The sequence below is a fragment of the Okeania sp. SIO2C2 genome, from assembly GCF_010692625.1.
Classification (GTDB): Bacteria; Cyanobacteriota; Cyanobacteriia; order Cyanobacteriales; family Microcoleaceae; genus Okeania; species Okeania hirsuta.
Genome location: NZ_JAAHGM010000020.1, coordinates 72,635 through 85,946 on the forward strand (window position 1 = coordinate 72,635; position 13,312 = coordinate 85,946).

At 38.6% G+C, this 13,312-nt stretch carries 10 protein-coding genes and 1 pseudogene; 4 read left to right on the forward strand and 7 right to left on the reverse strand.

Going from position 1 to position 13,312, the window contains the following annotated elements; genetic code table 11:
- Window positions 1–854: 854 nt before the first annotated feature.
- From F6K18_RS17930 to F6K18_RS17945, 4 genes are read left to right on the forward strand one after another with little or no spacing between them, the layout of a single operon-like run.
- The gene (locus F6K18_RS17930; RefSeq protein WP_287522629.1) at window positions 855–998 is read left to right on the forward strand and encodes a hypothetical protein; all 144 of its coding nucleotides are present in this window, start codon (window positions 855–857) and stop codon (window positions 996–998) included.
- Window positions 931–1,212: a transposase family protein gene (locus F6K18_RS17935; RefSeq protein WP_287522630.1), complete on the forward strand. Its 282-nt coding sequence runs from the start codon at window positions 931–933 to the stop codon at window positions 1,210–1,212. The genes F6K18_RS17930 and F6K18_RS17935 overlap by 68 nt, the downstream gene beginning before the upstream one ends.
- Window positions 1,193–1,465: a transposase family protein gene (locus F6K18_RS17940; RefSeq protein WP_287522632.1), complete on the forward strand. Its 273-nt coding sequence runs from the start codon at window positions 1,193–1,195 to the stop codon at window positions 1,463–1,465. The genes F6K18_RS17935 and F6K18_RS17940 overlap by 20 nt, the downstream gene beginning before the upstream one ends.
- Before the next feature lie 34 nt (window positions 1,466–1,499).
- Window positions 1,500–1,769 carry a transposase family protein gene (locus F6K18_RS17945; RefSeq protein ID WP_287522682.1) on the forward strand — a complete coding sequence of 90 codons (270 nt, stop codon included), beginning with the start codon at window positions 1,500–1,502 and terminating at the stop codon, window positions 1,767–1,769.
- A gap of 954 nt (window positions 1,770–2,723) precedes the next feature.
- Here F6K18_RS17945 and F6K18_RS17950 read toward each other — a convergent pair.
- The 7 genes and pseudogenes from F6K18_RS17950 to F6K18_RS17980 all read right to left on the reverse strand — a co-directional run bounded on the left by F6K18_RS17950 (window position 2,724) and on the right by F6K18_RS17980 (window position 12,975).
- Complete coding sequence (locus F6K18_RS17950) at window positions 2,724–4,685, reverse strand: amino acid adenylation domain-containing protein (protein ID WP_287522683.1); 1,962 nt, start codon at window positions 4,683–4,685, stop codon at window positions 2,724–2,726.
- A 12-nt stretch (window positions 4,686–4,697) separates the two neighbouring features.
- Window positions 4,698–6,020: pseudogene (locus tag F6K18_RS17955) on the reverse strand (condensation domain-containing protein); the annotation flags it as partial.
- Window positions 6,021–6,428: 408 nt separating this feature from the next.
- Window positions 6,429–7,400, reverse strand: coding sequence for a DMT family transporter (locus tag F6K18_RS17960; protein ID WP_287522634.1), 972 nt, complete (start codon window positions 7,398–7,400; stop codon window positions 6,429–6,431).
- 337 nt (window positions 7,401–7,737) lie between these two features.
- A complete protein-coding gene (locus tag F6K18_RS17965) occupies window positions 7,738–8,847 on the reverse strand; it encodes a D-alanine--D-alanine ligase (protein ID WP_287522636.1) in 1,110 nt (369 codons plus the stop codon).
- 241 nt (window positions 8,848–9,088) lie between these two features.
- Complete coding sequence (locus tag F6K18_RS17970) at window positions 9,089–10,087, reverse strand: NAD(P)-dependent oxidoreductase (protein ID WP_287522637.1); 999 nt, start codon at window positions 10,085–10,087, stop codon at window positions 9,089–9,091.
- 431 nt (window positions 10,088–10,518) lie between these two features.
- A complete protein-coding gene (locus F6K18_RS17975) occupies window positions 10,519–11,493 on the reverse strand; it encodes a DMT family transporter (RefSeq protein WP_287522638.1) in 975 nt (324 codons plus the stop codon).
- A gap of 45 nt (window positions 11,494–11,538) precedes the next feature.
- A complete protein-coding gene (locus F6K18_RS17980) occupies window positions 11,539–12,975 on the reverse strand; it encodes a sodium/proline symporter (protein WP_287522640.1) in 1,437 nt (478 codons plus the stop codon).
- Between the last annotated feature and the right edge of the window lie 337 nt (window positions 12,976–13,312).

The following is a 13,312-nucleotide window of genomic DNA, read 5'->3' on the forward strand; positions in this document are numbered from 1 at the left end:
CAAAAGCCTTGTTCTGTAAAGATTGTAGCTATTAGCGGGTCAAAATAATTGGAATTATTGCTCTGTCTAGGTTGGAGCGATTTTTTCCCTCTATTTAGGGACAACTCTAATATATAACCGGATTCTATATAACTGTATAAATTCAATAATCATCGATATCCAATAGACATCTCCAAAAATCAAAAATAAACAGGACTTACGCAAAGGCACTACATATAGCGCCTACTAATTTAGGCGATTGCCTCAGCAAAGCTCCGAATGGCGCTATAATTTTTTAAGCGATCGCCTAGCTTTGCTGATTCTATTTAATTCCATAAAAACTTAAACAACTCTCATTTTAATTGTCGGATATTTTAGTTCAGATACGCTTATATTTGGATAATAAGGGGTTGCACATTATGGAATGATATTGCCAAAAATTAGTTTAGACTTTGACTAAAAAAAACAGAATATCAATCATTCTAGCAGAGGAACGGGGAATGAGCGAGGAGGTAGGAGCTAAGTTTTGTAAGAATGATTTTTCTGCACAACTATGCGCCTAAAATACTAACTTTTTGAGCGTTTTAGACGTGATAAAGCCTTTTAAAGGCCCCAAAAAGGCTAAAACCTTTATTTAGAAGTCCTTTGAGATTTAATCAGCAAACCCTACTTAAACTTATTTGTTCCATTAGACATCTCCTCCATGCATAGGGAACAGGATTAACGAAGTCAGAAGTCCCCAAGTAGGGGCGAACCGCCGTTTGCTTCGCATACTCCGCAGGTGCCCGTACAGAAGTTATTTTTGTAACGGGTATTTAATAGACTTGTCGCTTTATAAGGTAAAGTAAAGTTAATAGGGTGTTTGAGATGGGACAATGTTAGATCTTAATCGGGTGCTAAAAGAAGACCGCCTCTTAAGGGCATTGACTGGACTAAACCGTAAGGCATTCGATGAATTATTACAAGCTTTTTGTGTCCAACTTGACTCGGAAGCGATCGCTCTTTTGCCAAAAACCTAGAGTTCGAGCTTTAGGAGGAGGGAGAAAAGCGCGGTTGTTAGAGGCCAAAGACAAGCTATTTTTGATCTTGTTCTACTTCAAGTGTTACCCTACCTTTGATGTGGCAGGAATATTGTTTGACTTACACCGCAGCCGAGCACACTATTGGATGTTAAGACTACAACCGTTGCCCTTAGAGTGCTTTCGGGAAAAAAATGGCCTTACCAGAACGTAAGTTACAAAGCATTGAAGAATTCATTGGCAGGTTTCCATCTGCCAAAGAAGTGATGATTGATGGTACGGAACGGCCAATCCAGCGTCCAAAAGACCAGCAAAAGCAGAAAAATCATTACTCAGGTAAAAAAAAGTGCCATACGAGTCAACATCTGATAATGACAGACTCAGATAAAAGGGTCCTCGTCCTATCAAAAGCAAGAGAGGGCAAGGTTCATGGGCATTCGGCAGTTGGACGCGCGAAAAATTGGTAGATTTTGTGCTTTTTGGAAGTGAAAATTCATGTAGATTTGGGTTTCCAGGGATTACAGAAGGAATTCGTCAACATCAAGCCGACCCACGAAAAAACCTAAAGGAAAGGAATTAACTGAGGAACAAAAACTTTTCAATAGAGAGAAAAGTAGCGATCGCGTCAAATGTGAACATACAATATCTGGCGTGAAGAGATATAATGCAGCGAGAGGATTGTATCGAAATCACATTAAAGATGCGCGACGATCGCTTCATGTTCACTGCGGCTGGACTCTGGAATTTCTACTTAATGGCAGGATAATTTAATCAGTGAAAACCAGAATTTTCCCATTTCACTTTAAGGTTTTATTTCGCGACAAGTCTAATATCAAATCCGTTTAATTCGCTATAAAAAAATGTTCCATCTTCAACCATTACCAAATATTTCTCAAGTTCTCCATCTCCCCTACTCCCCTACTAAGGCATGGTTTTTTCAGTTATCAGTTATCAGTTGTTAGTTAGGGCTTGCTGATTAAATCTAAAAGCATTTACAGATAAAAGTAAGTGCCTTTTTGGGGCCTTTCAAAAGTGCCTGGTTTTCAGCTATTTACCGAAAAATTGTGGTTTAAAACCTCCCCTTTTAATGGGATAATAAATAAAAATTTTCATGATTAGTCAATCCTCTTCTTTTCAAGGAGAGGTAATTCGCGCATTCGCGCATTCTAAATTCTTGAAGTTCATGCATGGCTCGTATTTTAGGCGCATAGTTGGGCAGAAAAATCATTCTTACAATTTTTACTCCTACCTCCTCGCTCCCAAGCCATTTCTCCTATCTCCTGTCTCCTACCCTCACCCATAAGACTTTTTCAGCAAATCCTAGTTATTAGTTGTAAGAATGACAAAAAAATTTATGCCTTCCTTTCACCAAAGTTAATTATTCAACTAAACATGATATGGCAATATGAAATGATTTGTGAAAATAACTGTAGGGGTTTAGTTTTCAAACCCCATCTTAACTTGGGTGGTAATAGCTAACTGCTGAATATTACCTATTTTAACTTGGGTTTGGTGACCAAATCCCTACGATAAAATATGACAACATAATTGCAAATTGCTATAACTGATAGCTGGTAGCTAACTGCTGAATACTTACCGAATAATTAAGGTTTAAAGCCTCTCCTTTAAAGGAGAAACAAGAAAAAAATTTTCCTTTTATTCAATCCTATCCGTTTTAGGGAGAAGTAATTATCAATTATCCATTATCAATTATTCATTATTGCACTACTTCAAATATTCACTCAAACGTTCTGCTAATACTTTATTATTTGCTTCCTTTATAAATGTAAAATGATTGCCAGGAACCATAACTACCTCCATATCAACTACATCTAAAATAGCATACATTTCTACCCAAACCAATTGAGGATCTATGCCATGAGGATGTTTTTCTTCCGCACGAAAGACTGTTACTTTTCCCGGATAAGGCCGACGTTTATAACTATAAGTTGCCTTCAAAGTGCCAATAATTACATCAATAAACCGCCGATTTTGTTCGCGAGTCGCTTCCTGGGGAAATAACTCTAATTTTTCCGCTTTATCAATAATAAACTCTATTTGTTCCTCTGAACTTAGCCCAATTAATTCATCCTCCCTAACTAAATTAGTTATACCAAACATTCCTCCAAAATAACGACTTAATACACCCTTCATGTACAAATTATCAATTTTCTTATTAGGGTCTAATAAGATGGGAACCCAAGGATCTAATAAAGCCAATAAACTAACTTCTTGTCCCTGCTGAACTAACTGTTGTGCCATTTCAAAAGCAACAACTCCCCCAAAAGACCAACCACCAATTTGATAAGGTCCTTCAGGTTGAAATTCTTGCATAGTTTTGATATAAAATTCAGCCATATCTTCCACATTTGTGAAGATTTTTTCTCCTTCATTAAATCCTTGAGCTTGTAAACCATAAAAAGGCTGATTATTACCTAAATAATGGGATAATTCCTGGTAATAAAATACATGACCGCCCGACGGAAGGGGGATTTTTTCTAGTCTCCCCCTTTCCAAGGGGGACGGAAGGGGGATATTAATAAATCTTTCTGCTGTTAAATCTGGGCGGTTCAGATAACCATTTGCTACACCTACTCCTCCAATATATAGTTCTCCGGGAACACCGATGGGAACTGGTTCTAAATTTCTATCGAAAATATAAAGTTGATTGTTAGCAATAGGGCGACCAATGGGAGGAAGTGCTGGCCAATTTACCGCAGATCCTTGTAAAGTGTAAGCAGAAACTACATGACTTTCCGACGGCCCGTATTGATTTTGCAACCTACAGTTGGGCAGTCGTTTCATGAACTCAATTAAGTCTGGAGTCATCTGTAACTGTTCGCCTGCTGTGACAATTTCACGCAGTTGTGGTAAAATTTGACATTGAGCAGCAACTGTAGCTAACTGTTGCAAGGCGACAAAGGGTACAAATAGTTTATCTACTTTGTTATCAATCATAAATTGCATCAAAGCAAAACTATCGCGCCTGACTTCTGGAGAAACTAAAACTAAAGTACCCCCAGAATATAAGGTTGAAAAAATTTCTTGGAAAGATACGTCGAAACTGATGGGAGCAAATTGTAATGTTTTTGCACCTTGACCAATAATTGCTTCCTGCTGCTGCCACATAATTAGGTTAACCAGAGCGCGTTGACTCATAGCAACTCCTTTGGGTTTACCTGTGGAACCGGATGTATAGATGATGTAGCCTAGATTTTCGGGTTTAGCCACTTTTGCCAAATTTTCTGTAGGCAATTGAGCGATCGCCTCCCAATCTTTATCTAAGCAAACAACCTGTGCTTGATGTTTGGGCAAAGATGTCACTAATGATTCCTGAGTCACCAATACTGATACTTGTGCATCAGAAAGCATATAAGCTAAACGTTCTGAGGGATAGCTGGAATCTAGGGGGACATAAGCTCCTCCTGCTTTGAGAATTCCTAATATACCTACGACCATTTCCAAAGAAGGTTCTACACATATTCCCATGTGTTTTTCTGGTTTCACTCCCAACTTTTGTAAGTAGCGAGCTAGTTGATTAGCTTTGGCATTCAACTCTGAATAAGTCAGCTTTTCTCCTGCAAAAACTACTGCCACTGCATCGGGTGTTTTTTCTACTTGTGCCTCAAATAATTCATGGATACATTTGCCTTGAGGATAATCTACTTTTGTATCGTTCCATTCCACTAATATTTGCTGTTTTTCCCTATCACTCAGTATCGGTAACTTATCTACTTCTGTCTGAGGATTTTCTACAATTGCTGTTAGTAAATTCTGGAAATGTTCGGCAATTTGAGTAACAGTTTCTGCTGCTAATACATCACTATTGTATTTCCAATCAACCCAGAGAGATTCCTCTAACTGAATAGCTTCTAAACTGAGTTCAAAATCTACCTTTTGTTGTGGAAGTTGATAATATTCTAATTCTAATTCTTTGGCATTAAATAACTTCTTGAACTTGTAATAACCAAATGCTGTTTGACAGATAGGAGGATAACTCAGATTAGATAATTTGAGTTGTTGTACAAGTAGAGCAAATGGATAATCTTTGTAGCTTTCTGTTTCAAATACTTTTTTACTGACTTGAGTCAAAAAATCTGTAAACTTGAGATTCCCTGAAATAGAGTTTCTGATAACCGTAACATTAGTAAAATTGCCAATCACTCCAGGGAATAATGGTTGATTTTCTCGTTTTTGTAATAAACCTACCAGTAAATATTCTTCTCCTGTGTAGCGGTAAAGCAGGACTTTAAATACTGCTAATAGTATCTCTTCGACCTTGAGTGCTTCTGTTTTTGCAAGTTGTTGAATTTGTTGACTTAATTGTAAATTTATGGTAAGCCTTATTGATTTTCCATTATAAGTTCTAATGGTTGGACGAGGAGAATTTGTTGGTAATTCTAACACTGGTAATTCATCAGCTAACCTCTGCAACCAATAATCACCCAATTGTTTTCCTTCTGAACTATTGAGCAAGTCTAATTCTTTCTGAATATAATCTTCATAAGATTTATTTAGTATGGGTAAATCTAGAGATTCATCATTAATTTTTGATTCATAGAGAGCCACAAATTCATTCACTAATATTAATCAAGACTCCCAATCTCCTGCTATTTGATGAACAGTCAATAACAAAATATTCTCTGTTACCTAACGTTTAAATAAACAAGCACGAAATACCCCACTATTTTCCAAGTCAAAAGGACGTTTGTTCGAGTCAGATAACTGCCCTTCTAATTCCTCGTCGCTCCAAGATGAAGCAGAAATTTGTTCAAAATTAATATCGACATTTTCCCGAATTTGTTGAACTATTTTTCCATCTTGTTCGTAATAGATACTGCGGAGAATAGAGTGACGTTCAATTAATACTTGTAGTGTATCTTTTACACTTTGAATATCTAGAGGTGATTTAATCCGAACTGCTACAGACACTTTGTCTGTTAGACCTGTAGGGTTGAATTTATACAGAAACCAATTTGCTTGCTGTATGTGGGAGGTAGAAAGCGATCGTAAAGTAAACAAAACTTGATTCCTCTTTATTTAGCTAATATTTTTCTGATCTTTTCAACAAGTAATACCAATTTGAAAAAAGAATGTTACGAATAGTAAGAGCGATAAAAATACTTTACAGGAGCTGTCCCTTTGACAAAAAAGATAATTTACGCCCTAAAAAATGGTATTAAAGCCATTCCCATACGACTCTGTCCTCCTGACTCCTGACTCCTAAAAAATATCCTAGCTATTTGTAGCAAACATTTATCAATTTGGTATAATATAATGTCCGCTTAATTCGGTATAAAAAAATGTTTCATCTTCAGGTATTAGAAAATCTTTCTAAATCCTCTTTCCTCCTGACAACTGATAACTGAAATGACTCCTGACTCCTGACTCCTAAAGAATTAATATCATACACGCGCTTCACCAACCCCTTCAGCCATTTTCCAACTTGATAGCAGATGTGCTAGAAATAGCCAAATACATTCCAAATAAAATTACAAAGAAACTTACCACAGTCAAAAAATTTAGGCTTTCTGAGAATATAGCCCAACCTTCCACCGCACTGAGAGCCGGAATAACCAACGCCACTAAGCTACTAAACCCAGCAGATAACTTTTTGAGACAATAAGCCCAAAGTCCCATAGCAAGCATTTGACTAACGAGAGCTTGGGCAATGACTGCAAGCCACCCATTTATCGAAGTTGGGAAAAGTTGCTCTTCGGCAATCATAACAACAGGTAACATAAATAGAAAACTTGTTGTTGTAGACCAAGTCATAATAGTGACAGGGCTTAAATTACTACGGAGTCGCTGAATGACAAGTGGATGTATTCCAAAAAACACTGCTGAGAGCAAAGCTGCTAAACTTCCCAATAGTTCTTGGCTCATTCTCAATGATAACAGTTCTTTTGCTTCTAGTAAAGTTGCTCCAAAAATCGCAACTACCATACCAATCAAAAATCGATTGTCGAAAGTTTGACCTAAAGCTAGCCACCCTCCTAAGACGGTAAATATTGGCACCAGATTATGGATCATACTAGAGTTAGCAATACTCGTTTGATTTAAAGACCAAGCCCAAAGCATTAAACCTACTGATATAAGAATACCATCTATTATTAGTAGCTTTGCCCTATTAACTAGATGGTGCTTCTGTTGTTGGAGTGGAGTTTCTTTATTTCGGTCTCGGTGGCGTACTGTCAATAAAGTATTTAGCAGCCAAAAGGCAACAGCCGCTATCCAAAAACGATTAAATGCTGTAGCGTTTGGTCCTATTTCCAGTTCGCTCAAACGGATAAAAATGGGTGAAAAAGAGAGACAGATTATGCTAGCTGTTAATGCAACTAAGGAATCTATCGGTAAAAATGAGACAAACTGTAGCTTTAATAATTTTGCTTGAGCATTCATCTTTTTTTTCTAGGCTAAGTCAAATGGGAATGATAATAACGATAAATTAAGGCTGCTGAATAGCCAGTGTCCTAATTAGAACAGGACTTACCCATGAGGTACGAAAAACTAGGACTTGAGATTGCTTCCCTACCCACTCCCCTACTCCCCACTCCCTCACTCCTCTGCTCAATAAAATGAGAAATGGTATTATCAAAATAATATGGGTCGCGCAACCCTGCCTTTTAAGGCGAAATATTTTTGGAGAGTTGCTCAAATCCCCTACTTCCGCTCCTGGGAGGGGGAGGGGCGAGGGGTGGGTTAACTTCTGACTTTTGACTTCTGACTTCTGACTTCGTTAAACCTTTGTTACTTGCTGTGATGTGCTGTATTTAAACAACGAACTACAAGCTACACGAGTTCTCCCTGCTGCTGCACTCCATAGTTGCAAAGCCACATCTTCTAAATTTTGCCCATCAGCTTGAAGCATCCGGGAAATCATGCTAATTTTGCCGAAAGACCAAAATAAACCTGCTTCGAGTAGATATGGCTCATTGGTTTCTGCGTGTACTCGGAAGTCATACAAGGAGTAATCACGACATCCCAAAGCAACATGAGCCTTCTTAGCAGCATCCGCAAGTTTCTTGAATAGTTCTGGTGTGACATTCGCTGGACATACTGGCTTCACTTCTGGTTTCTCAGGTTGTTTTCCAGGAGTTCCGTCTGATTTTAGCTCCAGCTTATCATGTACAGTTCTAATAGGGTGTTCCTCCGTGACTAAATACTCTATCATTGGCAAGACGGACAACTTACCTTCATCCTCAACCACAGCTACACGGAATTCCCTTCCAGGAATATAATCCTCAACTAACAACGTCTCGTCTAGTTCAAACCCAACTTTTAATGCTCCCTCTATCTGAGATTCATCCCACACCAATGTCACACCCAAAGAATTGTCTTCCGAGGTTGGTTTCACGACAAAGGGGGGCTGCATTGTTAGTTTATCTCCCGCGCGTAATTGTTGTGCTTTAGCAACCAGGACATCAGATGCAGAAACAATGCTCCTTGTCTGTGCTTTGTTAGTTGCTAACGCTGTGCAATGGGATGGCGAACCAACTACAGGGATACCAATAATATCCTCAAATAAAGCCCTGAAACTGGTCATTCCAGGAAAGCAGAACATATGGGGAACTACTACATCAATCTGAGGTAGTCGAGGAATCATATCCTGGAGAGACATCTTTTCTGACAAGGAATCTAAGGATGTTCCTAACTGCCAAAGACTGTCAGGATTTACGACTGCATAGTAGCTACTGACACCCACTGGTTGCACTACTTCTTTGGCGTAGATTATTGATAAGTTGTAGTAAAAGTCAGACACAAGGGAACCTGCAAGGTGCAATACTTGTAATACTGGCATTGTGCTTAAGGATGAAGGTTGAGTTTGGCTAATTTTTCCTAATTTCATAACTAAATTGCTCGGTATTAATTTGTTAATTTGATACTTATGGTTTGCTGATTAAATCTAAAATAATTACCAGATAAAGGTTTTAACTTTTTTAGGTATTGAAAAAGTACATGGTTTTCAGCTCTTCATACTCAAAAAGTTAGCATTTTTAGCGCATAGTTGGGCAAAAAAAATCTCCCCTACTCCCCCGCTCCCCTACTCCTTAAAAAAGACTTTTTCAGCAAATCCTACTTACATAAGGCTATTGTTGGGTGGAACTCGAGGTTACGGGTAAAGTAGCTTTAGCCATTACTCCAGCTCTCTCCTCTTGCAAACAACGCACCTTTGTGGTAGAATAACCTGACCAACCTCGTTGCTCTGCTTCCTCATAGTCTTTGACTGCCAAACTTAACTGAGGAACAGATATATTGCGTTGACTCGCCATCGCCAGAGCAATTCGTAAATCCTTATGTAGTAATTTGACTGTAAAAGCTGGTTGTTGAGATAGGTCATCACAGCGTCGTGAAAACCAATAGTGAGGTAAACCATGAATATCCCCAGCATTTTGACCAAATGAACCAAAGCGTAAGGCATCCCAAATAGTTTGTAGTTCAATTCCCTCTGCTAAAGCTAAGGTAATTCCTTCACCTACTGCTTGAACTGCCACAGCATTAACAGCATTGTGAATCAGTTTACATTGAGTTCCTTTACCAATATCTCCACAGTAGAGAATGCGGTCTGCCATTAGTTTGAGAATGGGTTCAACTTGCTCAAAGGTAGCCTTTGAACTACTCGCCAGAACTGCTAAACCCATGCCAGTTTCACTTTTAGCACCTTCTGGACAATCATTAAAGGGAGCATCTAACATCTCAACTCCCAGTTCCTTCATGGCTTTATGCAATCTGAGTATTGTTTCGGGAGAATTTGTGGTAAGGTCTATATAAATACTCCCCGGTCGCAATCCTTGACTAAGACTATGTTCGCCCTCCAGTACAGCAGTTATCACATCTGTTGGAGTAGGCAAGGAGGTAAAAATTATCTCTGAACAAGTTGCAACTTCTGCACAACTATGGGTAATATGGGCACCCAAAGACTGCAATTCTGTCATTCGATCTGGATTAATGTCGTAGACATAAACTGAGTAACCATGGGCTAGAAAATTAGCTGCTTGTCGCCCTCCAATATTGCCACAACCAATGATGCCAATAGTGCGATAATTAGTGGGAGCTTGACTTTTTGAAGTGCTATTACTTGGTGACATATTTTGTTTAAGTATCGATAATGTTGTTGTTACAGAAGCGGTAATTTCAGTTATCAGTTATCAGTTATCAGTACCTCTCTCTGCCTATTTGTGCAGCATGACCTAGGAAAGTCAGAGGCTTGAAATATTGAACTTTATTTTTTTCATACCCTTAAAAGGGGAGACTTGAGACCTTATTTTTTGGTCAGCACTCAGTAGGATTATTTTTTTTGACGTTGAGAAGAGGATTTTAACCCCTCCTCAAGCATCTAGCGTAATAGTTGCTGGGGATTTTAATCCAAGCCCAAAAAGCTGTTAACGCAGTTCCGACCTTGGAGGTTAGCTGTTTGCGGAGCATTCCGTCAGGAAATGCGCTCAAGCTGATAGCTAGTTAAAATAAATTAGGGAACAGCTAACAGCATGGGGTGTAGAGTGCCGTTAAATCTTACGGACTATAACGGCACGTTATTGACTTGAGACTTAATAGCGAACTTACTAGAAATAGCCAAATACATTCCAAATAAAATTACCATGAAACTTACCCAAGTCCATGGTTCAATATTTTCTGAAAAAATTGCCCAACCTTCCAGGGAACTGAAAATAGGAGCAAGCAACCCAACTAGACTAGCAAACCCTGAAGATAAATTTTTCAGGCAATAAGTCCAAAGTCCTATACCCAACATTTGACCAACAAAGGCTAGACCGATAACTGAAAACCACCCAGTTACTGAACTAGGAAAAAGTTGTTCTTGAGCAAATATAGTAACAGGTAATAGCAACAGAAAACTTGTTGTTGAAGACCAAGTCATAATGGTTACAGCGTTAAACTTAGTACGGAGCTGCTCTGCAATTAACGGGTGTACTCCAAAAAACACTGCTGATAGTAAAGCCGCAAAATCCCCTGTTAGCTGCTGACCAATATTCAATGAGAACAGGTCATTTACTTCTAGTAACATTACTCCTGCGATCGCAACAAATGTACCCAGGATAAATCGATTCTCAAAGAATTTACCAAAAACTAGCCACCCTCCTAAGATAGTAAATATAGGAATCAAATTATGGATAATGCTAGAGTTAGCAACACTGGTATTGGTTAAAGACCAAGTCCAACATATTGTACCCATTGATAAAAGCATTCCATCTGCAATCAGTAATCCTATTTCTGGTCTCGAAAGAGTTTTATGTATTCTCAGTTCAGTGTTTTGCTTTTGGTGAGGTACATTTAAAAAACTATTGACTAGCCAAAAGCCAATAGCTGCAATCCAAAAACGATTAAATGCTGTAGCGTTTGGTCCTATTTCCAGTTCACTCAAACGGATAAAAATTGGTGAAAAAGAGAGACAGGTTATGCTAGCTATTAATGCAGCCACCGAATCTATCGGTAATGATAAGAGTTGTAGTCGTGATACTTTATTTGGAGCATCCATCTTTGTTCCGTCTCGATCAAATTGATACAAGGTAGTACAATTTTTTTATTTACTCAACTCTCTAGAGTCGATCAAAAAATGAACAATTCCATAAACAATAAAGCCTGTAGCCATACCGGGAAGCACTTCATAAATAGCACTAGATAACCCAAGTCCTAAATTCCAGGCTATGGAAACAATAATACCAATAATCATCATGGCGATCGCTACTGGCACACTTATAGGTTTTTGCCAAACCCGCAATACCAATAACGGGCCTAAACTGCAAGCTAAAATTGACCAAGAGAAAATTACTAAAGCGAATACGTTATTGTCTCCTGTTAGGGCTATTACTAATACAATAGCTGTGACAATTAACGTGGCAATTTTAGCCATTCTATAAGAATTAGCTGTATTAGGAATCAAGTCTTGGCTCAATGCAGCTGAACAAGATAGTATCTGAGAGTCTGCTGTGGAAATGGCAGCTGAAAATAATCCGGCTAACATTAACCCCACCATCACTGCTGGTAACAGTTCCATAGATAGATAAGGTAATGCCAATTCTGGGTCACTTGATGTCATCAAATCTGGCAACAACGCTCTTGCAGTTAACCCAACACCGAATGCTGTAGCAGAGTTCATTTGACCGCAGACAAATTTGATATTGCGCGCCAAAGCTACATTTTCTGCGGAGTCAATTGCCATTGCTCGTACTAATATGTGAGGCTGACCGACAGCGCCAAACCCTGCCACTACCCATCCCAAAAAGTAAGGGAAAAATCCCCAAGGCAAATTAGCCGGAATCCAATTTGTTAGTTTGGGGTCAATTGCATTGAGTTTTGCCCAAAGTTCTCCAAACCCACCACAGTTAATCAATCCGACTACGCACAAAACCAATAAGGAGCCAATCATCAAAATTGCCTGCACTGAGTCAGTCCAGATAGAGGCACGAATTCCTCCTGAAAAACAGTATATAACGACAATTATAGCTCCAATGATCACTCCTAATTGATAGTTCCAGCCAAATATTGCATTTAGTCCTTTGCTTGCTGCTACGAGTTGAGCTGAAGCATAAGTACCGAGAAAAGCAATAGTAATTAGAGCTGAAATTATTGTAATCGAGCGCCCGTTATTTTTTCCTTGTCCTAGGTTTTCTTGACCGAGGAATGAAGAAACTGTATCTGAATTAGTTTGCTGAGAGACTAATCTCAACTTTTTGAATATCAGCCACCAAGCAATATAGTCTCCTATTGCCCAAGCAACAGGTATCCAAATGGAAGCAACTCCAACTTTGTAGGTAAAGCCAATTACTCCAATGAATAAATATCCACTCTGACCTGTTGCCATTGCTGATAAAGCTGTCAACCAGGGATTAACATTTCTACTAGCAAGTAGGTAATCATTTGTTGTGTTTTGTTTTTGGGTTGCGGAATAAATGCCTACTACTGTAAATAATAGTAAAAAGGCAATAAATGTCATCGCAATCCAAATTTGTTTATCCATAAAAATTGATTATTTCACTTTAGTAGAAACCTGGTTTCTCTTTCTTAATTTCTGAGTTTACAGTCTACATAAATCCGGTTTGTTAATCTCCGCTTCAGTACCTGGTTTTTCTGGTTTGGTTTACGTTAGGTTTATCAAAATAATTGGGTCGCGCAACCCCGCCTTGACTGGCGAAATCTTTTTGGAGCGAAGCTCAAATCCCCGTTACAAAAATAACTTCTGACTTCTGACTTCGTTAAACCTGATACCAATTTTACAACTGTTTGCTACAAATAGGGATGGTATTTATTAGAAGTCAGCTAGGGAAGCCGTCAGATTGGCGACCTACAGAATGAAT